Source organism: Herpetosiphon sp. NSE202 (genome assembly GCF_042688385.1).
Classification (GTDB): domain Bacteria; phylum Chloroflexota; class Chloroflexia; order Chloroflexales; family Herpetosiphonaceae; genus Herpetosiphon.
The window spans coordinates 368,396-393,067 of the sequence record NZ_JBHUPY010000007.1 but is presented as its reverse complement, the minus strand read 5'-3'; the positions used below and the strand labels follow the sequence as shown (position 1 = coordinate 393,067).

Here is a 24,672-nt window from a genome sequence, read left to right as displayed (position 1 = left end):
ACCGACCCTCGTAAGCAGCCCCTATCCCACGTTTTACCACGCCTTGAGGTAGAACCACGGCATGAAAGCCCCTCGCCCGTTGGACGGGAGAGGGGTTGGGGTGAGGGGAATCTTACTTTTGCAAGCTATCGCGAATTTCGCGCAGCAAGAGCACTTCTTCGCTTGGTGGTGGCGCGGCTGGCGCTTCGGCTTCTTGCTTGCGACGGGTAATGTTAATTGCTTTGACAACCCCAAATAAGACGATAGCGACGAGCAAAAAGTCGATGACTGATTGGACAAATACGCCATAGACAATTGGAGTTTTTCCAACCATAAATTGCAACTCAGCAACGTTAGGTTTAGCAAAGAAAGCAGCAATTAATGGCATCAAAATATTATCGACCAAGGCCGTGACAATTTTGCCAAAGGCAGCCCCAATAATTACACCGATTGCCAAATCGAGCACGTTGCCTTTGAAAGCAAATTCCTTGAACTCTTTAAACATCGTCGATCCTCCACATACGTTGCCACTCTAGGTCTGCAATCGAAACAATAAAAATAGCGTTTATTTGAAATTAATGCGGCTAGAAATAATCAGACTTGCTGCTGCAAAAGTCGTTCTGGAGTGCTGTCATAGCGGGTTTGGGCTTGGCCTATGGTAGCATGGGCAGTAGCAAAAGACAATTATATGAGGATTTACATGCATTCACCAATTTCATTTACCCAATTAACGCTTGCTGCTACCAATATTGAACAAATGGCGGCCTTTTATAATGCTGTGTTGTTTACCAATTTTCGCAAGGTTAAGCATGGCGAACATACCTTTTATGAAGGTTTTTTGGTTAATATTCCTTTGTTGCTTTGCCCAAACGCGATTGCTGGAGTTGTGGCCGAACAAAGCCGCTTGCAATTTCACGTGTGTGTGCCCGATTTAGCCAGAGCGCTCGAAAAAACTGTGCAGCATGGTGGCACCATCGTCGCTCCGCCAACTGAGGGCGGCATCAAAGCGGCAATTGTCGCTGATCCCGATGGCAATAGTTTGGAGCTCATTCAAGAATAATTACTCGTTGCTCAAGACAGCGGTCAACACGTTAATCGCCTGTAAATACTCGGCCAACGGCAAACGCTCGTGTGGCGTGTGATCGAGCGCGGCATCGCCTGGGCCATAGGCAACAACAGGGCAACCCCAGGCTGGCCCAACCACGTTCATATCGGCGGTGCCAGTTTTTTGCACATAGCGCGGTTGCTGGCCTTTGGCGCGAAATACTCGCCCAAAACGCCGCGCTATGCTCGATGTGCGCTCGCTACTGTAGGCAGGCGTTGCGCCGCTAATGTTCAAGTGGGCATAATTGGGCAATAGTTGTTGCAGCAGCGCAGTATAGGCCGCCGGATCAAGATCCAAGGGCAAGCGGGCATTGACCAGCAACTCGCACCAATCGCGCAGGCCATCGCCACCAGATTCGATGCGCACAAGGCTTGGTAGCAGCTGATCGAAGGCTCGCTCGCGGCCTTGGTTAAACTCATTGGCGTGCTGGGCGATGCTTTTCCACAATTCACAGCCATGCTCGGCGGCGGTCTGGCTGGCGTGGGCCGAATGGGCTGCATCCTGGTCGATGCGAATTTGTGCCCGCAAATTGCCTTTGTAGCCCAAGGTTAGGCGGTCTGCGCCGCTTGGCTCGCCGACAATGCACCACGTTGGCGCGGCCATGGTTTGGGCTATAAAATGCGCACCTCTGGATGATGCAATTTCTTCTTCGACGCAGCCAACCACAATCACCCGATAGGCCAAGCGTTGCTCAGCATGAGCGCGGGCGGCAGCAGCAATAAACGTCGCTAACGAGCCTTTGGCATCAACTGAACCGCGCCCCCACAACTCGCCAGCGCGCACTTCAACTGGAATATATCCTGGCACAGTATCCATATGCCCAAGCAGCACGACGGTTTCAGCAGCAGCTCCAATCATCCCAACTGCGTTGCCAACCGCATCAACGTGCGCATCAAAGCCAGCGTGGTGCATCTGCTCGACCAAGAGTTGGGCCAGCGCGGCCTCGTCGCCAGAAACGCTGGGTGTTGCCACCATGGCCTCAATTAATTGCAAAGCTTGTTGATCGTTCATGCTGCTGGCTCCTCAAACATGCTGCGCAGGGTTGCCACCACGCGTTCTAATTCTGGCCACGAAATGACCAGCGGCGGGAGCAGGCGCAACACGTTGCTGCCAGAATTCAGCGCAATAATCTGATGCTGGTTCATTAATTTTTGCAGATAGGGCGCAACTTTTTCCTTGAGTTCAATGCCGATCATCAAGCCCAAGCCACGCACTTCGCGAATTCTGGGCGAACGAATCGCTTGCAATTGAGCCAATAACCACGCACCTTTTTCGGCAGTTTGATCAACCAATTGTTCGGTGCGAATCACGCTGAGCGCAGCCCGCGCCGCCGCGCATGCCAAGGGATTGCCGCCAAAGGTCGAGCCATGCGTGCCAATCGCCAATTCGCCAACTCGCTGGTTGATCACGACCGCGCCCATTGGCATGCCGCCACCCAAGGCCTTAGCCAAACAGACCAAATCAGGCTGCAAGCCAACATGTTCAAATGCAAACATGCGCCCCGTGCGGCCAAAGCCAGTCTGCACTTCATCGAGAATCAACAAGGCTCCGCGTTCGCGGCAAATTGTTTGGGCTGCTTGCAAAAATTCGGCGGTTGCAGGCCGAATTCCGCCTTCGCCTTGGACAATTTCGATAATCAAGGCGGCGGTTTGTTCGGTTATAGCGCTTTGCAAACGCTCGATATTATTGTAGGGAATATGACTAAAATCGGGCACGAGCGGCATAAACGGCTCGCGATAATGGCTCTCCCAGGTTGCGCTCAAGGCTCCAAAGGTACGGCCATGAAAGCCTCGCATGGCTGCGACGATTGCCGTGCGGCCTGTGGCCATGCGGGCAAATTTCAAGGCTGCTTCGACGGCTTCGGTGCCGCTATTGCACAAAAATACCCGTTGAAATTCGGCAGGAAATAATTGCACCAATTCGGCTTGTAACAAGGCGCGTTGATCGTTGTGAAAGGCTTCTGGGCAAACCGTTAGGGTTGCTACTTGCTCGGCAATTGCCTGCACCACTGTTGGATGGCAATGGCCAATGTTGGCAACCCCAATCCCTGAGCCACAATCGAGATAGGCCAGACCGTGATCGTCGTAGAGGGTTGCGCCGCTGCCGCGCACCAAGGTAATTGGGCGCTTGGCATACACGCCCGCGCTATGAGCAGCTTCCAAACTGGCAAAAGGTTGTTGTTCAGTCATTGTTTGTTCCTGCCAAATCCTATTCGATGATTGTTCCATTGCCTGCGAGCGCTGCGCTGACTGGTTGCTCGCTGCGGCCATCGCCGATAATCACGCGGCGCACGCCAGCCTCTAGCGCGGTTTGTGCTCCAAGCAATTTTTTCTTCATGCGGCCTTGGGCGAGTTTTTCGCTGGCGTGGGCTAATTCTGTGCGCGGCAAATGCGCGATTAAGCTGCTTTCGTCGGGAAAATTACGATATAAGCCACTCACATTGGTTAGCAGCAACAAGGTTTCGGCTTCGAGTGCAGCTGCCACACTGGCCGCGCCGCGATCTCCATCAATATTTAATGGTTCGCCCGCAGCGCTGACCGCCAATGGTGCGATGACTGGCAGATAGCCAGCGCTCAGCAACATTTGCAATAATCCACGATTAACTTGGTCGATGCTGCCTGTCCAATCGTCGCGAATCACGCGCACCCGTCCGTTTTCGACCGCCCGAACATTGGTTTTGCGGGTGCCTTGCAGCAAGCCTCCATCGAGGCCCGATAAACCGAAAGCGTTGACTCCCAAGCCCCGCAAGTGCTCAACCAGCTGGCGATTGAGCAAGGCTGTCGCCATCATGAAAATTTCGAGCGTGCGCCGATCAGTTTGGCGGCTGGTATGGCCCGACGGCGAGGTGATGAAGCGCGGCGGATGGCCAAGTTGCTCGCCAAGTGTGTTGGCTCCATCCGAACCACCATGAAACAGCACAATCGGTTGGCCTTGGGCGGCAAGCTGGGCAATATCAGCGCAAAGATTGCTATAATCAATGCCCGCCGCGCCGCCAATTTTTATCACAAACATGTTGTTCCTTTTTGATCCACAAAGAGCACGAAGCACGCTAAGGCTAGGAACCGCGAAGGACGCAAAGATTCCCAAGAATGAAACCACGAAGCACGCGAAGGGCACGAAGCACGTCAAGCTCAATGTGGAGAGCATATCCCTTCACCCTTCATCTCTCATCCTTCATAATTATTCTCCCTCTCTGCGCCGCTGCGTTAAAATCCAGCTTAGTATCCTCGAAACCCTGATCCCCGACCACCGATCCCCAGCCCCTGACCCCCGACCCCTATGTTCTATGCTCTATGTTCTATGTTCTTAAACCGGATGCAAGCCGCTAAACTCAAGCCCTACGCTTTCGTCGAAGCCATGCATCAAATTCAAGCATTGGATGGCGGCTCCGGCTGCACCCTTCATCAAGTTATCGAGTGCGCAGAGCGCAACTACGCGGCCTGTGGTTTCATCGAGCGCCCAGCCAATATCGGCATAATTGCTGCCAGCCAAGATTTTTGGCTCAGGATGGCGGTGCAAGCCAGTGCGATCATGAACAATGCGCAAAAATGGTTGTTCGGCGGCGGCTGCCCGATAGGCTCGCCAGAGATCGCGTTCGTTGACTGAGCCTTGAGTAAAAACGTGGCATGTTGCTAAAGCACCGCGCACCATTTCCACCGACGTGATCGAAATATGCACATTTTCAAGCCCATGCGCTTGTACAATTTCGGCGGTGTGGCGATGGCCGACTGGTGCAAACGAGCGCACCACGCCTGAGCGTTCGGCATGATGGCTGCCATCGTTGGCAACCGCGCCCGCCTCGGACGAACCAACTTTGACTTCAGCCACCACTGGCTTGGTTTGATCAATTAATCCAGCCTTGACTAAAGGCAACAAGGCCAAGTTAATCGCTGTTGCATTACAGCCCACACCGCTGACATAGCGGGTTGCGCGAATTTGCTCGCGATACAGCTCCGGTAAGCCATAGACAAAGCGCTCAAGCCAGTGCGGGGCTGGGTGTTTTTCTCCATACCAACGGCTATAGGCTTCTGGGTCGCGCAAGCGGAAATCGGCTGAACAATCGATGATTGCTTGGCCAAGGCCAGCATAATGCTCAATGTTTTTGGCAGCAGAGCCATGCGGCAAGGCCAAAATTAACACATCACACGGCTCCAACGTGCTTTGTGGGCTATAGCGCAACTCGCTGCGCCCGCGCAAATTGGGGTGGGTGCTGTAGACATATTGGCCTGCTAAGCGTTCGCTGGTGACCTGACGCACCTCGACGTGGGGATGCCCCAACAATAAACGCAGCAATTCACCACCGACATAGCCAGAGCCACCAACGATCGAAACTGAAAGCATAACAACCTCAATTTGGCTACAGCGCGCCAACTATTGCGCTTGAGCTAGCACATAATCAACAATGCGTTCAGGAATGTTCACCCCAGTTGTGCTAATGCTGTTGCGAAATTCCATGGTGTAATTAACTTCGTTGACCAAATAGCGACCTTCGGCTGTTTCGAAAACATCGATTGCAACCACGCCGCCACCAACCGCATTGGCCGCACCGATGCAAATATCGGCCAAGGCTGGCGTAATTGGGCAATTGGAAGCCTCACCGCCGCGTGCAGTATTGGTGATCCAGTGGCCGCTGGTGCGATAAATCGCCGCGATGCACTCATCACCAACCACAAAAGCGCGAATATCGCGGCCACCTGGTTTGTTGATATATTCTTGAATGTAGAAAATTGCGTGCTGATAATTGCCCAAGGTGTCGCGGTGTTCAAGCACTGCTTCGGCTGCTTCGCGATCGTTGATCTTCGAGACCAAGCGACCCCACGAGCCAATAACTGGCTTCAACACCACCGGATAGCCCAAACTTTCGATCGCTTCGAGCGCCGATTCTTGGGTGTAGGCCAGCAAACAGCGCGGCGATGGTACGCCGTTGCGCAACAGGGCTTGGGTCGTCAAAAATTTATCGCCACAGGTCAAGGCCACGTTATAATTGTTGACCGTTGGAATGCCAGCATCGTTCAAGGTTTTGAGGGTGTACAAGGCCCGACCATGGTGCAACGAACGCTCAATAATCACATCAGGAAATTGCGCGCGCACTTGACGATTAGCTTGTAAAGCATTCAAATCAAACCATGTCTGATCATCGTCAATTCGTTCAAATTGGACATTGCGCCGCTCAAATTCATTGATCAGCAGCTTTTCTTCAACCCGAATTCGGGAACATAACATACCCACACGCATTGCCATAACTCCCTTACTCGCCCCAGTCTTCTTCGACTTCGGGTGCTAATTCCAAAACAACTGGGTTCAGGCTGACGACTTCGAGTTCTGCGCCACAATCGGGGCATGGCACAATCTCGCCATCCAAAATATCTGCCGCCAACACGATCGTTCCTTCACATTCTGGGCATTGTGCGCTCATTGTTTGTAATCCTTTATTAGTTAGGGGTGATATTCCCTCACCCCCAGCCCCTCCCCCACTGAACGCGGGCGAGGGGAGTTAATTCTTCCGCTAGCCAACAGCCAAAAGCCTAGAGCCTCATCATCTTCGTGCTCTTCGCGTTCTTCGTGGTTTCAAGGGTAGTGGTAGGGAGCTAGAATTCCCCTCACCCCCAGCCCCTCGCCCACTGAACGCGGGCGAGGGGAGTTAATTCTTCCGCTAGCCAAAAGCCTAGAGCCTCATCCTCTTCGTGCTCTTCGCGTTCTTCGTGGTTTCGTACCCTCTTCGTGCTCTTCGTGGATCAAAACTGGTCAATCACTGCTTGCACCACCTCAGCCGTCGTGGCTGTGCCACCAAGGTCGGGCGTGTGTGGCCCATTGGCCAATACTGCTTGAATCGCGGTTTGCAAACGCTTGGCGTAGCTGTTCAATCCCACAAATTCCAGCATCAGCACGCTAGCGCTCAACGTTGCCAATGGATTAGCGCTGCCTTGGCCGGCAATATCTGGGGCGCTGCCGTGCACTGGCTCGAACACCGCCGTGCGGGTGCCATAATTGGCCGATGCTGCTAAGCCCAGCCCGCCACCCCACACGCTGGCTACATCCGAGAGAATATCGCCAAACAAATTAGTGGTAACCAGCACTTCAAAACGTTCGGGAGCACGCGCCAATTGATAGGCTGCGTTATCGACCAACATTTCTTCAACCTGCAAATCGGGCGCATCGGACAACACCCGCAGCGCGGTTTCGCGGAACAAACCACAGGTTTCGCGTAGCACATTGGCTTTGTGCACGATGGTGATTTTGCGGCGGCCAGTGCGCTGAGCATAATGCACTGCCCATTGCACAATCCGCTCGCTGGCTTCACACGTGATAATCCGTTGCGCTGTTGCCCGTTCATCGCCCTCGCGGGTTTCTTGGCCGCTATACAACCCTTCGGTGTTTTCGCGTACCACCACCAAATTAACTCCAGCCCGCGCATTGGCCAACGGCGGCGTTTGAACTGGCCGCACACAGGCATACAAATCAAGCGCTTTGCGCATGCCAACGATTGGGCTGCGATAGCCAGCAACTCGTTGCGATGGCGAGCTAACCGCGCCAAACAAGGTTGCATTGGCCGCTTGGACAGCGGCTAAAGTCTGTTCGGGCAAGGCGTTGCCAGTGCGCTGGAAGGTTTCCCAGCCTGCTTCGGCCTCAACAAATTCAGCAGGAACTGCCAACGCTTCGAGCACTTGACGCGCTGCCTGCACCACTTCGCGGCCAATCCCATCGCCGGCAATCAAACACAAGCTGGTCATGCTTAGGCTCCTGTCGTCGGAAAGCGACCATGGCGACGATAGAACGGCACAATTCCGCCTTCAGCCCAAACTTCACGCATCCAGCTTTCTGGTGGTGGCAATTGAATCTGGCTGCCATTGTTACTGATCATGCCAGCAGCCAAATCAAAATCGACAACATCGCCATCGGCAACTTGCTCGCGAATATCGGCGGTAAAGCAGGGAATGCCCAAATTCAAGGCGTTGCGGAAGAAAATGCGGGCAAACAGTGGAGCGATTACTGCACCAACTCCGCAGCGCTTCAAGGCCAAGGGCGCATACTCGCGGCTTGAGCCACAGCCAAAATTTGGCCCAGCAATAATCAAATCGCCTGGCTGAACATTGGGAGCGAAATCGGGCCGCGCTTCGATAAAGGCATAGCGCCGCACATCGTCGTTTGCGCCCAGCATGTAGGGGGCATAGCGGCCTGGAACCATCTGGTCGGTGTTGACATCATTTCCAAAAACCCAAATCCGTGGCATAGTGCTGACTCCTGTGCAATTGCAAAAATTAGGCGAAAACTGCTTGCTCAGTGCTTTGCAGCACATTGCGCGGGTGGGTGATGTAGCCGGTGATGGCGGTGGCGGCGGCTACTTCGGGCGAGGCCAAGTAGATGTTGGCCCCTGGACTGCCCATCCGTCCGCGGAAATTGCGATTGCCAGTAAAAACACACACCTCATCGGGAGCCAACACGCCCATATGCCGCCCAATGCATGCGCCACAACCAGGCGTGCCGATCGTCGCCCCTGCAGCAATTAAGGTTGCCAACGTGCCATCGCTGGCGGCGCGGTGCAGGCTTTCGCTCGAAGCTGGCACCACAATCATGCGCACATTCGGAGCCAAACGCCGCCCCTTGAGAATGCTGGCGGCGGCGGCCATATCTTCGTAGTGGCCGTTGGTGCAGGTGCCAAGATAAACCACATCGACCGCGACTCGCCCAAGCTCAGCCAAATTGACCACGTTATCGACATAATGTGGCACGCTGACTTGGGGTTCAAGGGTGCTCAAATCGCATTCAACCACGCGGCTATAGCTTGCATCATTCTCGACTCGCAACCACGCTGGTACTGGATGTTCAGCGCCCAAGCCTGTTGGTGCAACAATTCCGGCCTTGGCTCCGACCTCGATCGACAAGGTTGCCAAGGTCATGCGTTCGCGCCACGAAAGAAAATCAACCCCGTGCCACTCGACGCTTTGATAGGTTGCGCCATCAGCTCGTAGCGTGCGCGCCGCCCACAAGCCAAAATCTTTGACGCTTACGCCTGGTTGAAAATTACCAACTGCATTAACCCGCACCGTTTCTGGCACCCGAAACCATGTTTGGCCTGTCGCCAGCGCCAGTGCGATGTCGGTTGTGCCCATGCCGGAGCCAAATGCCGCCGCCGCGCCATAGCCAGTGCTATGCGAATCGCTGCCAACTACCAGCATGCCCGGCTGCACAAGGCCTTCTTCAATCAAAACAGGGTGTGAGATGCCACGCCCAACATCAAACAAATGCGAAATGCCTTGTTGCGCGACCCAACGTCGCACATGTTGTTGTTGTTCTGCTTGGCGCACGGTGGCGGCTGGCGCAACGTGGTCGATGACCACCGCAACTTTGTCGCGATCCCACACGTGTTCAGCGCCCAATTCGTTGTGCAAGGTCTCGATAATGCTTGGCGAGAGGCTATCGTGCATCATCACCAAATCGACATTGACTACTACCATATCGCCTGCTTGCACGTCGTTGCGACCGGAAGCATGCCCCAAAATTTGCTCGGCAAATGTCTGACCCATTGCAAAAACTCCCAAAAATTGCTGAAAAATGGCACATCAAGGTATAGCAAGCCAAGGCATTGAAATAGCAATTTCAATTACCTGCTCGAAAAATCGTTAGGCTGCTTGGAGGGTGCTTGAGCGCAGCAGCGCATCCACCTCGTCGAGCGTCAACGGCTGATCATCGGCGGCAGCTTTGAGTTGGGCTGCAAGTGCGACGATCGTGCTGTCGCTCAGCTCCAAACCGAGAGCGTTAGCGCGGCTTTGCAAAGCATGGCGGCCAGTTAGGCGATGGCCAATAAGCACGTTGCGTTCACGCCCAAAAGCATTGGGATCGATCGCTTCGTAGGTGCTGGGATTGGCCAAAACTGCCTTGGTATGCAGGCCTGCTTTGTGAGCAAAGGCGGTTTCGCTGGTGATACAGGCATTGAACGGCACTTGAATGCCCAAGATTGCCGCAACTGTGTGATCAAGTTGGGCCAACATTGGCAAGGCGTAGCCTGCAACACTTTCAGGTTCGGAGAGGTAGAGGCGGGCAATCAGGCCGCTGAGGGCGGCGATGCCGTTGCGTTCGCCAATGCCAAGAATCGTTGTGTCGATGTGAGTTGCGCCTGCTTCGAGTGCTGCATAGGCATTGGCAATTGCACAGCCGCCATCGTTGTGGCCGTGAAATTCAATGTCGCAGCGAACTGCATTCCGCACCGCCCCAACCACGCGCTCAACATCGCGCGGCGTGGCAATGCCCACGGTGTCGGCGATGCCAACTCGCTGCACGCCAAGCAAATCGACAGCTTGGTAGACGCGCAACAAATCGGGCAAGGGAGTGCGGAAAGAATCTTCGCAGGAGAAACGGACTTCGATCTGCCGTTCTTGGAGGAAACGCACAACCGGGCCAACTTCGGCCAAAATCGCTTCAATTGAGCGACCATGGCTCCATTGGCGCAGATAGGGTGAGGTGCCAAAGAGGATATTTACGCCAGCAACGCCACATTCAGCAGCAAGCTGTACGTCTTCAAGGTTACAACGGGTATGGGTCAGCAGCTTGGTATTGCCGAGTGGCAAGGCTGCGATGCTGCGCAAATCTGCCGCACTTTGCGGCGAGGCGCAGGGCGAGGTCATTTCGATGTATTCAACGCCAAACTGAACCAGCAAATTGGCGATGGCTAGGCGATCTGCGCTGCTGAAGTGGGCGTTGGCCCATTGTTCGCCTTCGCGCAAGGTGGTATCAACAATTGCAAACTGACGGGTCATGAAAGCACAATCCTTCCGCAAGAACATCCGGTGAACAATTCAGGGCGAACTGCCGCAGGGCGGTGAAGATGGCTAATCCGTTTAAGTTGCTTGAGTGTGGCCATGGGAAAATCCTTTCAAAACCGACGTTTGGTACAAAAAAAGACTCGCCGTTTATGGCGGCGAGCCTTGAGTTTATTGAGCGCGTGGAGTGTTGTTTAGACGCGACGCAATAAACCAGACTCGCTGCCTGGCTTCTTTGCGCTGCGTTTTTTCAAGTTCAGAATCAATTGTTGACTGAACATAGCAACAAACTCCACAAATCAAAAGTTCTGCGCCGAAGCATAGCAGGCAGATTTCAGTTTGTCAAGTGATGATTTTCCGAGGGTTCAGGGAGCAGGATTCAGGGGCTAGGGAGTTTTGATTCACGCATGGCTGAAACCGCGAAGGACGCGAAGATCGCGAAGGATGAGTTTTTTTCGCCACAGATTATGGGGATTATGCTTCCGTTCGCCCAAAGCCAAGCGTCCCGATCCCCGACCCCTGACCTTACAAGGGTAGGTTTTGAGCGATTGGTCGGCAGTGGAGCGTTCCCTCACCCCCAACCCCCTCTCCCACTGAACGCGGGCGAGGGGGAGCCGACCATGTTTCGCCAAGGAATTGTGGGAGAACCAGCACGTTAAAGCCCCTCGCCCGCGCCACGGGAGAGGGGTTGGGGTGAGGGGATCTTAACAACCTACCCTTGTAAGCGACCCCTGACCCCCGGCTCCTAATCCCATAGCCTTCAGCCAAAAGCCGATAGCCAAGCGTCCCGACCCCTGATCCCCAGCTCCCAATCCTTACTCTCTGCGCCTCTGCGTTAAAAGCAAATTCCTGACCCCTCGCCCTTCGTGCTCTTCGTGTCCTTCGCGGTTTATGTTCTATGTTCTATGCTCTATGCTCTATGTTCTGGATAATCGCCTCGCGCATGGCCGAACCGACCGCTTCCCAGCGATAGCGGGCCGCAATTTCGACACTGCGCGCGCCAAAACGCCGACAGCGTTCAGGATCGCCGACCAACTTGATCAAGGCGGTTGCTAGTTGATCAACGGTGCCTGGCTCGACCAAATAGCCATTGCGATCGTGCTCAATAAAGTCGGGCATGGCTCCAAGGTTGGTCGAAACTACCGGCAGCCAATAATTCATCGCTTCAATCGTCACGATCCCAAATGGCTCAAGTTTGGTGGGCATGCAAAAAACGGCAGCTCGTTGGTAATACTGCGGCAATTGCTCCACCGGAATTCGCCCAATGACCTCAACGCCAGGTTGGTTGGTTTGCGGGGTTGCGCCGATGATTGTCAGGGTTGCATTGGGATAAACCGCCCGCACTTGGGCGAAGGCTTGCAGCAATTCGGGGCCACCTTTGCGCTCCCAATCTATCCCAACATAGACGATATTTTGGCTAGCATAGCGCGCAGGATCTGGCGCTTCGCTGATGACTGGTGCATTGCTGCCAGCATAAACACAGCGCACTTTCTCCGGCTCGCAATGATAATCCTCGATCAACGAACGCGAAACATGATTCGAACGTGTAAAGACTATCTTGGCATTTTGATAAATTGTTGGCTCTAATTTCATCCAGTCTGGGTGATAGAGTGAGGCTGGATTAAAGCCCGGATATTGGCGATTTGCCAACAAGGTATGGTCGGTATAGACAAAATGAGGGATATTTGGCACGCTGGCATCAAATAATGATTGCATCTGAAAACTGAATACATACTCATCATCGCGCAGCAAATCGGCAACCAAATGCTTGACAGCTTTAAAAATATAACTGGTAATTAAAAAGGCATCTTTGGGGCCGCGCCGACGCAAGGCCAAATCGCCAGCGTATTGACGTAACGTCCACCAGCCGTTTAATGCAACCAGTGCAGGCTTGCGACGAATGATAGGAATTAAATCGATCTCACGCAGTTCATATTCGGGAAATTGAGTACGTAAGGTTTCGGCAGTTCGCACATTGGCCAGCGGCCAGCGACCCTTGCGAATAAAGGCAATTTTAGCAGCCACACCTACCTCCAACATAGATCACGACCGACAGCAACCAATGGCTACTGTCGGTCTGAATTGGCGATTTTAATTTGAAAAGGTAACTATTGATTTGGATTAATCACGGTCACATTATAGGTGAAGCTGAGTGTTTGCGAATTGACAATCACATTGCCAATTGTAATTGTGTAGGTTGTGTCTGCACCCGGATTGCCCCAACTTGAGCTATGGTTATAGCCCTGCGGAATCCAAACGATGGTATTTTCGCCGTAGCCATTGGCAACGGTTTCTTTGGTAACTGGAATCGTCGTGCTGCCTTGGCGCATGCTAATAGTCGCATTGGTAAAATTGCCATTATGCAAGGCGAACGACCAGCGCCCAAACACGACTTGATAGGGCACAAAACCTTCAGGCGGCCAAGGCACATACTCGGTGCGGGTGGCAGGCCGTGCTGTGCCAAAATCGCTGGTAATCACATATAAGGCGTTCGAGCCAGCGTAGCCGCTGCGGCTTGGCACATCGCCAGTGCCAATCGATTTGGTTTGGGGATACAGAATCCAGCGCCGATGCCCAGCAGAGCTATTGCCAGCACCAGGATCGAGCATATAGCCCGTGATTGCGCCTGGCCCGAGTTGGCCTAAATAGAGATTCGATTTACCAGCGGCATTTTTGCCAGTGGTGGTATAACAAGCCCACGAGGTTGGCGGATTGTGGTTGAGGCTATTGTTGCGACTCATCATTAATGCTGCTTGTTGAGCTTGGCTGTTGTAGCTTGCGTTGAGGGTGACGGCGGCGAGGCCAGCCATTTTACGAAAATAATTGACCCGTAGCAGAATCGCATCGCGATAGGCTTGGCTCGTTGTGCCAGCATCACATGTGGCTTGATTGCCAGTCCAGCCATCGGTAACATTATTGCTGGGCAAATAGAAATTGGTATAAAAATTGACAACCGATTGGCGATTGTGAATATCAAGCTCAGGGTTCGAGGTGACGACTGGAAAATAGGTTTTGCTGCCACCAGTAATTGCTTGGGGTTCTTGGGCTGCAAGCGGGGCAACGATGCCCAAAAACACCAAACTTGCAATAACCAAACCCAGCCAGCGCTTGCGCGGCCTGTCGTGTGCCACTTGCATACCATGCCTCCATTGATTGATTCGTTAATGAATTTTGACAAATATTTGGCATTTTGGCTATAGCCCATCTGCCCTAACGATTTGGGTCAATTACGGTGACTTGGTAGCTAAATGAGCGCGTTTGGCCGTTATGCACCACATTGCTTACATTGACCGTGTAGGTAACGTCGGTTGCAGGCGCAGGCCAGTGGATATAGCCTGCAACATCCCACACAAGTGCATTATCACCGCTGCCACTGCTGCGCGAAACAATCGTGGTGGCTTGCGGTTGATTGGCTTTTTGCATCGTAACCGTTGCATTGGCGAAATTAGCGCTAGGCAAGCTAAATGACCAGCGTTTGACGACATGGCTAAATGGCACAAAGCCTGCCGGCGGCCAAGCGATATATTCGGTGCGGGTGGCTGGGCGCGGGCCAGTATTGCCAACGACCCACAAACTGTTAGCGTCAATTGTGCCGTTTTGGCCATCGACATCGCCAGTGCCCATTTTGCGGGTTGGCGTGTACAGCAACCAACGCCGATGCCCCACAGTTGGCTCATCACTATCGTCCATATATAGCTCAATCGCGGTAACACCATTGGCCGTAATTCCGCCAGCTAAATTTGATTTACCAGCTGCTTCTTTGCCCTCGGCCGTATAACACAGCCATGTGCTTGGCGGATAGTGGTTGAGGGTGCGGTTGCGGCTCATCATCAAGGCTGCTTGCTGCGCTTTGGCATTCAACACTGGATCAAAAGTAACAGTGCCCATGCCTGCTAAAAGCCGAAAATAATTAACGCGGGCTAGCACATTGTCGCGGAAGGCTTGGCTGGTCGTGCCAGGCGTGCAGGTGCTGGCATTGCCCGTCCAGCCTGTAGCCATGCCAACTTTATAATAATTGGTATAAAAATTGACCACTGATTGGCGATTGTGAATATCAAGCAGCGGGTTGGACATGACAACTGGCAGATAGTTCATGCTGCCGCCAGCAATCGTTTGTGGAGCTTGTCCCGCAACAGAACCAACCAAGCCAAACATAAGCGCACTAATAATGACCCAACGCTGGTTTGCGCGCAACCAAGCCGAAATACCCTGCATACAAATACTCCTGAAGAATAAAGAATGATGCAGGGTACTATCACAGAGCTAGGCTGAATTGGCTATAGATCTTTAGAACTATTTTTACATGCTTTTAATAAAATCGTGCCATTCCTCGCGCAAGATGCCAAAGCCTAAGCCATCGTAATAGTGGCCTTCGACGATCCGCGCTTTGCGAAAACAGGCTTCTTGGCGAAAACCAAGCGTAGTTGCTAATTTGACCATGCGCTGGTTGCCCGACCATGTGCGCAAATCGAGCCGCACAAGCTCCGGGCGTTGAGCAAATTGATAATCGATCCATAAGCCGAAGGCTTCGCGGCCAATCCCACGTTGCCACCACGCCGGATCGTAAATCGCAATGCCCAAGCACAGCCAGTTGGTCTCGATGCTTTCCCAATAGCTGGTGACTGTGCCCAACAATTGGTCGGTTGCTGGGTCGGCGATCACCAAATTCATGCGTGGGTTGGGCCATTCGGCGGCCTCAATTATTGCCCGCTTCTGGGCCACCAACTCTGGAATTTCAGCCAGCGTTGGGCCTGGATAATAGGGGCCATCCCAACGTTGCCACTCGTGTTCAGGCCGTAGCCAATCGCCCCAAAGCGCCAAATCATTCAGCTGCCAATCGCGCAACATACAGCGTTGCCCTTGAATCTGCATGCAAACTCCTCAGAGTGAAAATCTCATCACCATTACGCTCGATGATCGCACAGTTTAACGTGAACAACAAATAATTTAATAGCTTGAATACGTTATTCCCTCACCCCCAGCCCCTCTCCCACTAAACGCGGGCGAGGGGAGCACTGATTCAGCGGTTCCCCCTCGCCCGCGGGCGGGAGAGGGGGCTAGGGGGTGAGAGGGCAAACCGTCGTTAAAATGAACCATTACAAATAGTCTAATAGCCCAACGCGAAATTTTTGGCACGACCCGCCCGACCAAAGCCCAAATTATCGCCCACGAGTCGGCTATTTAAGACCATCACGAGCGCTGGCAAGGCTTTATCATCACTGCCTACGAAAACGAGCAGCCGCATGAATTGTGTTTTATCGGCTTTTCCGGTGATTAGGCTTGGTTGAAATAAAAAAGCTCTTGCACCGCGCAAGAGCTTTGTCGGCTAAAATATTGAATTAAGCTTGTAGCAGCCCAACCAACTCGGCATGCACCGCGCCGTTGGTCGCCACCAAGCGATCAATCCATGGATTCCATTCTGCGCCAGTCCATGTGCTGAGTTTGCCGCCAGCTTCAGTCAAAATAACCGCTGCTGCTGCGGTATCCCACGGCTTGAGGCCAAGTTCCCAATGGCCTTCGCTACGCCCAGCCGCCACGTAGCAAATATCTAAGGCCGCTGCCCCGCCGCGCCGAATTGCTTGGGCTTTGAGCACAATCTTGGTAAATTCAGCGATATTGTTATCGGGATTGCTGCGAATTGTGTAGGGAAAGCCAGTGCTGAGCAAGGCTGCATCAACCGTGTTGGTGCTGGTGACATGCAATGGTTGATCGTTGAGCCATGCGCCAACCCCGCGCTCGCCGACAAAACATTCATCGCGCCAGGGGTCGTAAACCACGCCGATTGTTGGTTGATTGTTATGCAACAAGGCGATTGAAACCGCGAAGAAGGGAAAGCCGTGGGCATAATTGGTTGTGCCATCAAGCGGATCGATCACCCAGCAATATTCGGCGCTACGGCCATCGTCGCCTGATTCTTCGGCCACAATCCGATGCTCGGGAAAGTGTTCGTGGATGCTGCTGACAATCAATTTTTCGCTGGCTAAATCGATATTGGTCACCAAATCAATGCTGGCACTTTTATGTTGAATTTGACGCTCATTGCGTAATCCATCGCGCAGAATTTGACCTGCTGCTTTGGCAATGGCAATCGCATGACTTCGCATTTGTGGTATCCTTTGGGCTATGAAAAATCCATGCTCTCGTCGTTGGCGACAGCGACTCAATTGTACCATCGCTCTGCTGGCAAGCCCATGGCTTTTATTTGGCTGTGGCAATGTTGATCAACGCTTACCACCGATTAACCCACCATTTGTTACTATTCAGGAGCCAGTCATGACCAGTGGGCCTGAGTCTATTAACTCGCAAACTGTGATCAGCCTGCATCAGACTCAATTTGGTGCTTCTAGCGCGCAAATTAAGGTGCTGGTTGATGAAGCCGTTACCTGGCCTGCGAGCAATCTTGGCTGTGCCGATAATGGCGGGATTGGCAAGGCGGTGCTTACACCTGGTTTTCGCGTGGTGTTAGAGGTGGGTGGCGAGCAATTTGCCTATCATGCAGGCCGCGATCGTCAGTTCTTTTTGTGTAATACCCCAGAGTAACCTATGCGGATTTTATTTCTCACGCCATATCCTGCTTACCCCGCCAATAGTGGTGGCACCCAACGCATGTTTCAGCTGATGCGCGAGCTGAGCAGCCAGCATGAATTATGGTGTTTAAGCCTCTCGCCAAGCCATAAAGCTAGTGCCGCCTCCCAACCACTCAATCAATATTGCCACTTAACGTTGATTCCTGCGCCGCAACGCAGCCTTGCCAAACGCGCTTGGACGACGCTCGCTTCACCGTTGCCTGATATGGCCTTGCGCGCGCCTTCGGCGATGTTTCGCTCGGCCTTGGCCAGCTTGCTCAATACCAATCGCTTCGATTTAGTCCAAGCTGAAAGCATCGAAATGGCGCAATATGCTTTGCAAGCGCAACGCTGGGGCGTGCCCGCAACCCTCGATCAATGGAATGCTGAATATCTGTTGCAACAACGTGCGGCCCAAACCGACCGCCAACAGCCCAAGCGCTGGCATGCTGCGCTCTATTCGGCGATTCAATGGCGCAAATTGGCGCGCTACGAACGGCTGGTTTGCAACCAGCTTGATCAAACCTATGTGGTTTCGCCAGAAGATCGCACGATGTTGCAAAAAATAGGCGTTACCAAGCAGCTGCATGTGGTTCCGAATGGCGTTGATAGCCAGCAATTTAGCCCAAGCCAGCCCCGCGAATTCGACCCGAATACGTTGCTTTTTACTGGTAGCTTAGATTTTCGGCCAAACGTCGATGCATTGCGCTGGTTTGTGCAGGAAGTTCTGCCATTAATTCGCGCTGAACGGCCAGCAACCAAATTAGTAATTGTTGGGCGAGCACCAACTGCGGCGGTGTTGCAACTGGCTCAGCCTGGCGTGATCGACATTATGCCAAATGTGCCAAGCGTGCAGCCCTATTTCAACCAAGCTGCGGTGTTTGTGCTGCCAATGCGCATGGGTGGCGGCGTGCGGCTCAAATTGCTCGAAGCCTTGGCCACCGAAACTCCCCTCGTTTCCACCACCATGGGCGCTGATGGCGTAACTGGCTTAGTGCCAAATCAGCATTGTTTGCTGGCCGATACGCCCCCTGCATTTGCCCAAGCAACCCTCAAACTGCTCCACGATCGCCAATTGGCGCAACGCCTCGCCATTGCTGCGCGCAGCTTCGTGGCCGCTAACTACGATTGGCAGGCAATTACGATGCGCTTACAACAAGCGTGGGGCGAAATAAGTCATGGGTAAGACTCACTAAAAGAACTATAGACTGTCGGGAACCATGCCTCTATACTCTGTCGTTGTGTCCCATCCTGATTTGGGGAGGACGTATGGACTCGCACCACGCCAGCGAACAGCCGACTGTAGCCCCACATCCTAATCCTGCTCGCCATGAATATGAATATGCCGCCGACGCTGTTCAGCCCGACGTTGATCGTAATGGACTGCTGGAACAGATTGAATCAATTTTAGGTCAAAACTTGCCGTTGGATATGCTCTATCGCCAGCTTGTAACGGTGCTTGCTGAGCGCTTTGCGAATAGTTTCATTTGCATTTATGCAGCGCACACCGATATGCTGCAACTCCAATGCCAGCATGGTTTTGGCCATAATCCTGAGCAATTGAGCTTTCAACAGGGGATTGTTGGCCGTTGCGCTCGCACCAAACAAGCCTATTTGGTGGCCTATGTTGATCAAGATCCCGATTTTATTCGCAGTCATCCGCATATCCAATCGTCGATTTGCGTTCCCCTGATGGTTGGACAGCAATTATTGGGCGTGTTGATGATTGAGAGCATCGTTGATACCTTTAATCAAGCAGATGCTGCACTGTTGATCAATGTGTGTCGCCAAGTGAGCAATGCGCTTGGTCAAGCGGCGCTCTGGCGACCAAATAGCCTGATTGACCAACATTATCGGGCCATGCTCGATGCCATGCCCGATGGGATTGTGGTACAACAGGCAGGCCGAATTGTCTATATCAATGCGATTGGCATCGCCTTGCTTGGCTTTGAAAACTGCTATCAAATTCTTGGTAGCGATCTCGCGCGCATGCTTGAACCAAGCTCGAATACCGTGCAAAAACTGTTTGAGCAAGCACTGGCAACCAAACAGCCGCTGAGCCATGAACTGCGCTACGACCCAACTAAAAGCTCAGAAATCCCCCTAAGGTTGACGATTATTCCCATAACTTTTGCTGGTAACTCAGCGGTACAGATAGTAATTCGCGATCATACGGCCATCCAACAACGTGAAGCTGCCCAACAACTTGCCAACGAACGCGAAAAACGCAAAAGTCTTGGCCTGCTCGCCGGCGGAATTGCCCACGATTTCAATAATATTTTGATGGGCATTCGGGGCAATGTTAGCCTAGGATTGCTCGATCTCATTCCAACCCACCCAATCTACCAGCAACTGCAAGAGATCGAAGCCCTCGCAATTCGTGCTACAGAGCTAACCCAGCAAATTGTCGCCTATACCGGAAGCAGCCTCTTTGTCAGTAGTCCTGTCGATCTGAATGCGCAACTGCGTGAGCTAACCCCGACGTTTAGTGAGCAGGCGCACCCGACGACCAACATAACCTATGAGCTTGATGATCAATTGGGGCTACTCAAGGGCGATGTTAATCAAATGAACCAAATCATCTTGAGTATCTTCAAAAATAGTATTGAGGCGATCGATCATCGGTTTGGCGCAATTCAAATTACCAGCAAGCTCCAAACCTATGCTCAAGCTCCGCATACCGCTACTGGCTTGCCCAAACTTCCCGCAGGCAGCTATATCACCCTGAGTATTCGTGATAACGGCGTTGGCATGGATGCCCACACCCAAGGGCTGATGTTTGATCCCTATTTCAGCACAAAATTTGCCGGACGCGGGCTTGGCTTAGCCGCAGTCTTAGGCATGGTACGCGCTCATCATGGCTCGATTGCCGTGTGGAGCCAACCCCAAATGGGAACGGAGGTTACGGTGTTATTACCACCACATTCGATTTTACAGCCAACCCCCGCAGCATCGAACGATGTTGTTCAATCAGTGCACAATCTGGTTATGCTGATCGACGATGAACCAGCAGTTCGGATGGTCACTGAGCGCATGCTGCAACGTTTAGGCCTAACTGTGCGCGGATTTGGTGATGGCCAGAGTGCAATTAAGGCCTTTCGCGAGCATGCCAACGAATATCAGTTGGTGTTGCTCGATCTGACGATGCCCCACTTTAATGGCATCGATACGGCCCATGGCTTGCGCGCCATTCGCAACGATGTGTCGATTGTGTTAATGAGTGGCTATAGCGTCGATTCGATGCTTGATCCCTTGTTGAATGACGGTTTGGCTGGCTTTTTGCAAAAACCATTTACACTCAGCGATTTGCAACGCACAATCAATAGCGTTTCGTCCACCAAAACCCGCCATTAGCCAAAACCCACCTAGCTTCAAAATGGAGATTGCCGCACGCCGATTAGCGCCGCAGGCTAGATCGGCGTGGCTGCGTGCGTTTGATGTATACTCATTTTAAAATTCTTGTGTTGATTGAGGAACCACATGCAGCTTGAAGTTCAGATTGTCAATGCGTTTATTGATGGCGCTCGCGGCGGAAATCCAGCAGGGGTCGTGTTGCAGGCCGATGGCCTAACGACCGAACAGAAATTGGCGGTTGCGCAGCAGGTTGGTTTATCGGAAACAGCCTTTGTCAGCGCATCGGATGTTGCCACGATTAAACTTGAATTTTTTACCCCAACTCGCCAAATTGCCCATTGCGGCCACGCCACAATCGCCACATTTAGCCTTTTGCGCCAGCTCAAACGCGTGCCTGCGGGCCAGCTTTCCAAAGAAACCATCGATGGGCTGCGCGAGATTATTGTGGCTGATGATCAGGCTTTTATGCAGCAAGTAGCACCGCGCTACCAGCAGTTTGAGCTAAGCGACTCCATCGCGCAACAAGCCTTGCAATCGCTCAATCTCGGCAGCGATGCCTTGCTGAGCGGGAGTTTGCCAACCTTGGTCAATACCGGCAATAGCTTTTTGATTATTGGGCTGGCGAGCGAGCAAACCCTTGCCGAATTGCAACCAAATTTTGTGCAAATCCAACACATCAGCGAGCAACTCGATTTGATTGGCTACTATGTGTTTACGCCCGCGACCAAACAGGCTGGCCGCTCGGCGGGCACGCGTATGTTCGCGCCGCGCTATGGCATTCGCGAGGAGGCAGGCACTGGCATGGCTGCTGGCCCGCTGGCCTGTTATTTGTACGATAAACTAGGCTTGCAGCAAACCAACTTTTTGATCGAGCAAGGTTGGCTGATGCAACCAGCTTCGCCAAGCGTGATCGAAGTGCAAATCAAACTGGCTGATGGAGCAATTCAGAGTTTATTGGCTGGTGGGCAGGCCAAAGTTATGCAAACGCTGGAGGTTGAGATCTAGTATGGCGCAAACAGCAAGTATTCAACAGTTGCTTGAATCAATTACCAACTATACGGCGCAAGTTGATCCTGAATTATTAACTGCCTTACAGCCAGCCTATAGCCCTGAACAAATTGCCAGTGTGATACCGTTTCTTCTACCAGCAGAGATTCTCGAACTCTATGCCTGGCATAACGGAACGAATAATGAAGATACCCAATTATTCTATTATCATCACTTTCTCTCGATCGAAGCTGCTTATCAAATTTATCAGGACTTGATGTAAACCAATCGAGAAATTGGATCTGAAGCCTATGAACCATTTTTATTCCCATTATTTGATTTTATGGGCGAATACTATATGGTTCAAATGGATGCAACCCGTGATGCTTATGGCTCAATCTGGTTCTGCCATCATAGTTCTGCACAGATCTATGATTCATTAACGACGATGTTGGCGGCAATCGAAGAATGCTATGCAACTGGGGCTTATTTTATTCAGGATGCTGAATATGTGCCTAATAAGCCAAAAGTCGCAGCAATTAAAGCCAAATGGAATCGTTGTCGCTGGCTTGCTGATGGCACAACATTAAATTATCACCCATAACATTGCTTACTGCATAAACTTCGCAGTTTGCAGCAGATTAATCAGCTCGTCGATCGTTTGTTGCGCGCCAGTGTGTTTGAGGCTTGCAAAGCGCTCACTGCCAAGAGTCGTGGTTAATCCAGTTTCGATCATGGTTTGTTGGCGCTCGTCGTACCAAACTGGATTTGCTTGCAGTTCGGCAAATCTGGCGCTGGCATAGCCCCATGCCAGTGCTGCCGCTTCCGCCAAGCCAGCCTTAAGCAAGATTTCGCTGGCGGTTTTGGCTCCCTCCACGATGCCACTTTGTGATTGTGCATTGTTACGCACAACCAAGGCTTCAATCAAACAATCGCGCGCACGCTCAAAGCGGCCTTGGCCAGCCAAACAGGCAGCTAAGTTGGTCAGAAAATAGCCTAAGCCGTTGTAATCGCGATGCGCGCGGCAAAGCGCCAAGCCTTCTTCGAGCAATGGCTCGGCCTCAGCATAGCGTTCTTCGAGAATCGCGATCAAGCCAAGGTTGCTCAGCGGCATGATGAGATTAAACGGGTTATTGGCTGGGCGAAGAAGGGCTAAAACTTCAGCATAAATTTGGCGCGCCGCCGCTAAATTGCCGCGATCAATTTCGATCAAGCCCAGATTGTTGAGCGTAATTCCAATCATTGCTTGATCATCACGTTCTCGATAGAGTTCTAGATAGAGGGCTAAGGTTTGCTCAAAATAGGCACTAGCTTGCTCGTGAAGTCCTTGGTTGTAGGCTACCAAACCCAAGGTATTGAGCAAACGGGCGGTTTCATGCTGATTAGTTGATTCAATTGCTAAGGCGGTTTCGAGATAGGTATTGGCCTCACGATAACTGCCTTGAACCCAAGCGATCGCGCCGACTGAAGCCAAACCTGTGCGCACCGTCGCTGGCTCGGCATTGGTTTGCTGTTCCAATGCGGTACTGATCCAGCGCCGGCCTTCGCTTAAGTAGCCTTGGCGAATCCAAAAGCGCACCAAATTGCTGCTGAGTTGCAAGGCCAGATTCGCTTGGTTGTGGCTCAAGGCCCATTGCAGCGCCGCCCGAATATTATGAATCTCGCTGAGCAGCCGATTGGTCCAGAATTCGTTGTTGGGGCCGCCCAACTCTTCTTTGGCGCTCACGCTCAAATCGCGGTAGTAGGTGGCGTGATAAAGTTCGATTTGCTGGGCCTCTTTGCGTTTGCGCAAACGCTGATGGGCATATTTACGCACTGCATCGAGCATGATGTAGCGTGGCTGTTGGCCAGGCATTGTTTCTTGCAACAGCAAATGTTTTTGCTGCAAACTGGCAAGCCCCGAATCAACCGCTGTGGGAAATTCGCCTGCGGTTTGGTACAGCGCCATCACCGCATCGCTGGAAAAACCGCCATTAAAGGCTCCCAAGCGACTAAATAAGGTTTGTTGGGGCGCAGATAAACGGCTAAAGCACCAATCGAGCACTGGATAAAGCACATGATGTCTGCTTGGTTTGGCAATCGTTGCGCCGCGCCCTAGAGCCAAATAGTTGCGGACCAAAAGCAATAAGTCGCTTGGTGAGAGCGCTGAGCTATGAGCGGCAATTAATTCAATCGCCAAGGGCAAGCCATGCACCAGCCGACAAATTTCGACCACAGCTTTGGCTTGGGTATCGCTCAACACAAAGCGCGGCTGGATCGCTTGCATTCGATCAACAAACAAGCTAATTGCTGAATATGCCAATAATTCACTTGCAGGCAGCTGCGCTTGGTCGGGCACTTCCAGCGGCGGCACATTGAACTCATATTCATTCGCCAAGCCCAAGGCCACTTGGCTAGTTACCATAAATTGGGCTTGATCGGTGCCTTCGATCAAGAGATTTAGCTCAGTCGCAGCTTGTTTAACCTGCTCGAAATTATCGAGCATTAACAACACCCGCTTGCCCTGCAAAAAATTAATCAAACTATCAAGCAACGATTGATTGGCGGTTTCATGCACGCCCAAAGTGTGGGCAATCGTTGGCAGCACAAACACAGCATCATCAACTGGGGCAAGATTGATAAAGTAGCAGCCATCAACAAAACTATCGCGAATAGTTTCGGCAGCTTCAAGCCCAAGCCGCGTTTTGCCAGTGCCGCTGGCTCCAATCAAACTAACTAAGCGCTGAGCTTGCTGTTGAAATAGGTCAGCGAGGGCGGCAACGACGCGGCTGCGGCCAATTAAACTGGTCGAATACTGGGGGAGATGCTGCATAATGAACTCCAGGATGCTAGTTAGGGGTTTTCGCGTAGGGTGGAATTGGGCGTTGGGCTGATCAAGGTTGCGACGTTTGAGTGTTTAATTATAGCGCGAGAATCGCCAAAA

The 24,672-nt window shown here is 52.4% G+C and carries 24 protein-coding genes; 7 read left to right on the top strand and 17 right to left on the bottom strand.

Features of this window, described 5'->3' with window-relative positions; all coding sequences use genetic code 11:
- Positions 1–112 precede the first annotated feature (112 nt).
- Positions 113–484 carry a large conductance mechanosensitive channel protein MscL gene (gene mscL, locus ACFMKP_RS11315; RefSeq protein WP_382291871.1) on the bottom strand — a complete coding sequence of 124 codons (372 nt, stop codon included), beginning with the start codon at positions 482–484 and terminating at the stop codon, positions 113–115.
- Positions 485–679: 195 nt separating this feature from the next.
- Here mscL and ACFMKP_RS11310 point away from each other — a divergent pair, with 195 nt between their 5' ends.
- A complete protein-coding gene (locus tag ACFMKP_RS11310; RefSeq protein WP_382291869.1) occupies positions 680–1,039 on the top strand; it encodes a VOC family protein in 360 nt (119 codons plus the stop codon).
- On the opposite strand, the gene ACFMKP_RS11305 is transcribed toward ACFMKP_RS11310, so the two are convergent.
- The 15 genes from ACFMKP_RS11305 to ACFMKP_RS11235 all read right to left on the bottom strand — a co-directional run bounded on the left by ACFMKP_RS11305 (position 1,040) and on the right by ACFMKP_RS11235 (position 16,946).
- Entirely contained in the window at positions 1,040–2,095 is a 1,056-nt protein-coding gene (locus ACFMKP_RS11305) for a [LysW]-lysine hydrolase (protein WP_382291867.1), read from the bottom strand. It abuts the gene before it with no gap.
- Positions 2,092–3,273: an aspartate aminotransferase family protein gene (locus tag ACFMKP_RS11300; protein WP_382291865.1), complete on the bottom strand. Its 1,182-nt coding sequence runs from the start codon at positions 3,271–3,273 to the stop codon at positions 2,092–2,094. The genes ACFMKP_RS11305 and ACFMKP_RS11300 overlap by 4 nt, the downstream gene beginning before the upstream one ends.
- 19 nt (positions 3,274–3,292) lie before the next feature.
- Positions 3,293–4,096, bottom strand: coding sequence for a [LysW]-aminoadipate kinase (locus tag ACFMKP_RS11295; RefSeq protein ID WP_382291863.1), 804 nt, complete (start codon positions 4,094–4,096; stop codon positions 3,293–3,295).
- A gap of 294 nt (positions 4,097–4,390) precedes the next feature.
- Positions 4,391–5,425: an N-acetyl-gamma-glutamyl-phosphate reductase gene (argC, locus tag ACFMKP_RS11290; RefSeq protein WP_382291861.1), complete on the bottom strand. Its 1,035-nt coding sequence runs from the start codon at positions 5,423–5,425 to the stop codon at positions 4,391–4,393.
- Positions 5,426–5,455: 30 nt separating this feature from the next.
- The gene (gene lysX, locus ACFMKP_RS11285; protein WP_382291915.1) at positions 5,456–6,319 is read right to left on the bottom strand and encodes a lysine biosynthesis protein LysX; all 864 of its coding nucleotides are present in this window, start codon (positions 6,317–6,319) and stop codon (positions 5,456–5,458) included.
- A gap of 13 nt (positions 6,320–6,332) precedes the next feature.
- Positions 6,333–6,500: a lysine biosynthesis protein LysW gene (gene lysW / locus ACFMKP_RS11280; protein ID WP_382291859.1), complete on the bottom strand. Its 168-nt coding sequence runs from the start codon at positions 6,498–6,500 to the stop codon at positions 6,333–6,335.
- Between the two features lie 319 nt (positions 6,501–6,819).
- The gene (locus tag ACFMKP_RS11275; protein WP_382291857.1) at positions 6,820–7,815 is read right to left on the bottom strand and encodes an isocitrate/isopropylmalate dehydrogenase family protein; all 996 of its coding nucleotides are present in this window, start codon (positions 7,813–7,815) and stop codon (positions 6,820–6,822) included.
- A gap of 2 nt (positions 7,816–7,817) precedes the next feature.
- Positions 7,818–8,315, bottom strand: coding sequence for a homoaconitate hydratase (locus ACFMKP_RS11270; RefSeq protein WP_382291855.1), 498 nt, complete (start codon positions 8,313–8,315; stop codon positions 7,818–7,820).
- 28 nt (positions 8,316–8,343) lie between these two features.
- Positions 8,344–9,609 carry a 3-isopropylmalate dehydratase large subunit gene (locus tag ACFMKP_RS11265; protein ID WP_382291853.1) on the bottom strand — a complete coding sequence of 422 codons (1,266 nt, stop codon included), beginning with the start codon at positions 9,607–9,609 and terminating at the stop codon, positions 8,344–8,346.
- Positions 9,610–9,705: 96 nt separating this feature from the next.
- Positions 9,706–10,839, bottom strand: coding sequence for a homocitrate synthase (locus ACFMKP_RS11260; protein WP_382291851.1), 1,134 nt, complete (start codon positions 10,837–10,839; stop codon positions 9,706–9,708).
- A gap of 906 nt (positions 10,840–11,745) precedes the next feature.
- Positions 11,746–12,867 carry a glycosyltransferase family 4 protein gene (locus ACFMKP_RS11255; protein ID WP_382291848.1) on the bottom strand — a complete coding sequence of 374 codons (1,122 nt, stop codon included), beginning with the start codon at positions 12,865–12,867 and terminating at the stop codon, positions 11,746–11,748.
- Between the two features lie 83 nt (positions 12,868–12,950).
- Positions 12,951–13,979 carry a CAP domain-containing protein gene (locus ACFMKP_RS11250; protein ID WP_382291846.1) on the bottom strand — a complete coding sequence of 343 codons (1,029 nt, stop codon included), beginning with the start codon at positions 13,977–13,979 and terminating at the stop codon, positions 12,951–12,953.
- A 73-nt stretch (positions 13,980–14,052) separates the two neighbouring features.
- Positions 14,053–15,057, bottom strand: coding sequence for a CAP domain-containing protein (locus ACFMKP_RS11245; RefSeq protein WP_382291844.1), 1,005 nt, complete (start codon positions 15,055–15,057; stop codon positions 14,053–14,055).
- An 84-nt stretch (positions 15,058–15,141) separates the two neighbouring features.
- Positions 15,142–15,714, bottom strand: coding sequence for a GNAT family N-acetyltransferase (locus ACFMKP_RS11240; protein ID WP_382291842.1), 573 nt, complete (start codon positions 15,712–15,714; stop codon positions 15,142–15,144).
- 467 nt (positions 15,715–16,181) lie between these two features.
- Positions 16,182–16,946 carry an inositol monophosphatase family protein gene (locus tag ACFMKP_RS11235; protein ID WP_382291840.1) on the bottom strand — a complete coding sequence of 255 codons (765 nt, stop codon included), beginning with the start codon at positions 16,944–16,946 and terminating at the stop codon, positions 16,182–16,184.
- A 19-nt stretch (positions 16,947–16,965) separates the two neighbouring features.
- Between ACFMKP_RS11235 and ACFMKP_RS11230 the strand changes: the two genes are divergently transcribed.
- The 6 genes from ACFMKP_RS11230 (at position 16,966) to ACFMKP_RS11205 (ending at position 22,353) form a co-directional block, all read left to right on the top strand.
- On the top strand, positions 16,966–17,382 hold the full coding sequence (locus ACFMKP_RS11230) for a hypothetical protein (protein WP_382291838.1): 417 nt from the start codon (positions 16,966–16,968) through the stop codon (positions 17,380–17,382).
- Positions 17,383–17,385: 3 nt separating this feature from the next.
- Positions 17,386–18,594: a glycosyltransferase gene (locus tag ACFMKP_RS11225; RefSeq protein WP_382291837.1), complete on the top strand. Its 1,209-nt coding sequence runs from the start codon at positions 17,386–17,388 to the stop codon at positions 18,592–18,594.
- Between the two features lie 83 nt (positions 18,595–18,677).
- Entirely contained in the window at positions 18,678–20,762 is a 2,085-nt protein-coding gene (locus tag ACFMKP_RS11220; RefSeq protein WP_382291835.1) for a response regulator, read from the top strand.
- A gap of 126 nt (positions 20,763–20,888) precedes the next feature.
- A complete protein-coding gene (locus ACFMKP_RS11215; protein ID WP_382291833.1) occupies positions 20,889–21,767 on the top strand; it encodes a PhzF family phenazine biosynthesis protein in 879 nt (292 codons plus the stop codon).
- Position 21,768: 1 nt separating this feature from the next.
- Complete coding sequence (locus ACFMKP_RS11210; RefSeq protein ID WP_382291831.1) at positions 21,769–22,032, top strand: hypothetical protein; 264 nt, start codon at positions 21,769–21,771, stop codon at positions 22,030–22,032.
- A gap of 75 nt (positions 22,033–22,107) precedes the next feature.
- Positions 22,108–22,353 carry a hypothetical protein gene (locus tag ACFMKP_RS11205; RefSeq protein ID WP_382291829.1) on the top strand — a complete coding sequence of 82 codons (246 nt, stop codon included), beginning with the start codon at positions 22,108–22,110 and terminating at the stop codon, positions 22,351–22,353.
- A gap of 6 nt (positions 22,354–22,359) precedes the next feature.
- Here ACFMKP_RS11205 and ACFMKP_RS11200 read toward each other — a convergent pair whose 3' ends face one another.
- Complete coding sequence (locus ACFMKP_RS11200) at positions 22,360–24,561, bottom strand: ATP-binding protein (RefSeq protein WP_382291827.1); 2,202 nt, start codon at positions 24,559–24,561, stop codon at positions 22,360–22,362.
- Positions 24,562–24,672: the final 111 nt, after the last annotated feature.

Coding starts and splice junctions, on each gene's coding strand:
- lysX (WP_382291915.1), bottom strand. CDS start 6,319: ATGCGTGTGGGTATGTTATGTTCCCGAATTCGGGTTGAAGAAAAGCTG.
- ACFMKP_RS11275 (WP_382291857.1), bottom strand. CDS start 7,815: ATGACCAGCTTGTGTTTGATTGCCGGCGATGGGATTGGCCGCGAAGTG.
- lysW (WP_382291859.1), bottom strand. CDS start 6,500: ATGAGCGCACAATGCCCAGAATGTGAAGGAACGATCGTGTTGGCGGCA.
- ACFMKP_RS11235 (WP_382291840.1), bottom strand. CDS start 16,946: ATGCGAAGTCATGCGATTGCCATTGCCAAAGCAGCAGGTCAAATTCTG.
- ACFMKP_RS11300 (WP_382291865.1), bottom strand. CDS start 3,273: ATGACTGAACAACAACCTTTTGCCAGTTTGGAAGCTGCTCATAGCGCG.
- ACFMKP_RS11245 (WP_382291844.1), bottom strand. CDS start 15,057: ATGCAGGGTATTTCGGCTTGGTTGCGCGCAAACCAGCGTTGGGTCATT.
- ACFMKP_RS11200 (WP_382291827.1), bottom strand. CDS start 24,561: ATGCAGCATCTCCCCCAGTATTCGACCAGTTTAATTGGCCGCAGCCGC.
- ACFMKP_RS11260 (WP_382291851.1), bottom strand. CDS start 10,839: ATGACCCGTCAGTTTGCAATTGTTGATACCACCTTGCGCGAAGGCGAA.
- ACFMKP_RS11215 (WP_382291833.1), top strand. CDS start 20,889: ATGCAGCTTGAAGTTCAGATTGTCAATGCGTTTATTGATGGCGCTCGC.
- ACFMKP_RS11295 (WP_382291863.1), bottom strand. CDS start 4,096: ATGTTTGTGATAAAAATTGGCGGCGCGGCGGGCATTGATTATAGCAAT.
- ACFMKP_RS11240 (WP_382291842.1), bottom strand. CDS start 15,714: ATGCAGATTCAAGGGCAACGCTGTATGTTGCGCGATTGGCAGCTGAAT.
- ACFMKP_RS11305 (WP_382291867.1), bottom strand. CDS start 2,095: ATGAACGATCAACAAGCTTTGCAATTAATTGAGGCCATGGTGGCAACA.
- mscL (WP_382291871.1), bottom strand. CDS start 484: ATGTTTAAAGAGTTCAAGGAATTTGCTTTCAAAGGCAACGTGCTCGAT.
- ACFMKP_RS11310 (WP_382291869.1), top strand. CDS start 680: ATGCATTCACCAATTTCATTTACCCAATTAACGCTTGCTGCTACCAAT.
- ACFMKP_RS11230 (WP_382291838.1), top strand. CDS start 16,966: ATGAAAAATCCATGCTCTCGTCGTTGGCGACAGCGACTCAATTGTACC.
- ACFMKP_RS11250 (WP_382291846.1), bottom strand. CDS start 13,979: ATGCAAGTGGCACACGACAGGCCGCGCAAGCGCTGGCTGGGTTTGGTT.
- argC (WP_382291861.1), bottom strand. CDS start 5,425: ATGCTTTCAGTTTCGATCGTTGGTGGCTCTGGCTATGTCGGTGGTGAA.
- ACFMKP_RS11210 (WP_382291831.1), top strand. CDS start 21,769: ATGGCGCAAACAGCAAGTATTCAACAGTTGCTTGAATCAATTACCAAC.
- ACFMKP_RS11205 (WP_382291829.1), top strand. CDS start 22,108: ATGGTTCAAATGGATGCAACCCGTGATGCTTATGGCTCAATCTGGTTC.
- ACFMKP_RS11225 (WP_382291837.1), top strand. CDS start 17,386: ATGCGGATTTTATTTCTCACGCCATATCCTGCTTACCCCGCCAATAGT.
- ACFMKP_RS11265 (WP_382291853.1), bottom strand. CDS start 9,609: ATGGGTCAGACATTTGCCGAGCAAATTTTGGGGCATGCTTCCGGTCGC.
- ACFMKP_RS11220 (WP_382291835.1), top strand. CDS start 18,678: ATGGACTCGCACCACGCCAGCGAACAGCCGACTGTAGCCCCACATCCT.
- ACFMKP_RS11270 (WP_382291855.1), bottom strand. CDS start 8,315: ATGCCACGGATTTGGGTTTTTGGAAATGATGTCAACACCGACCAGATG.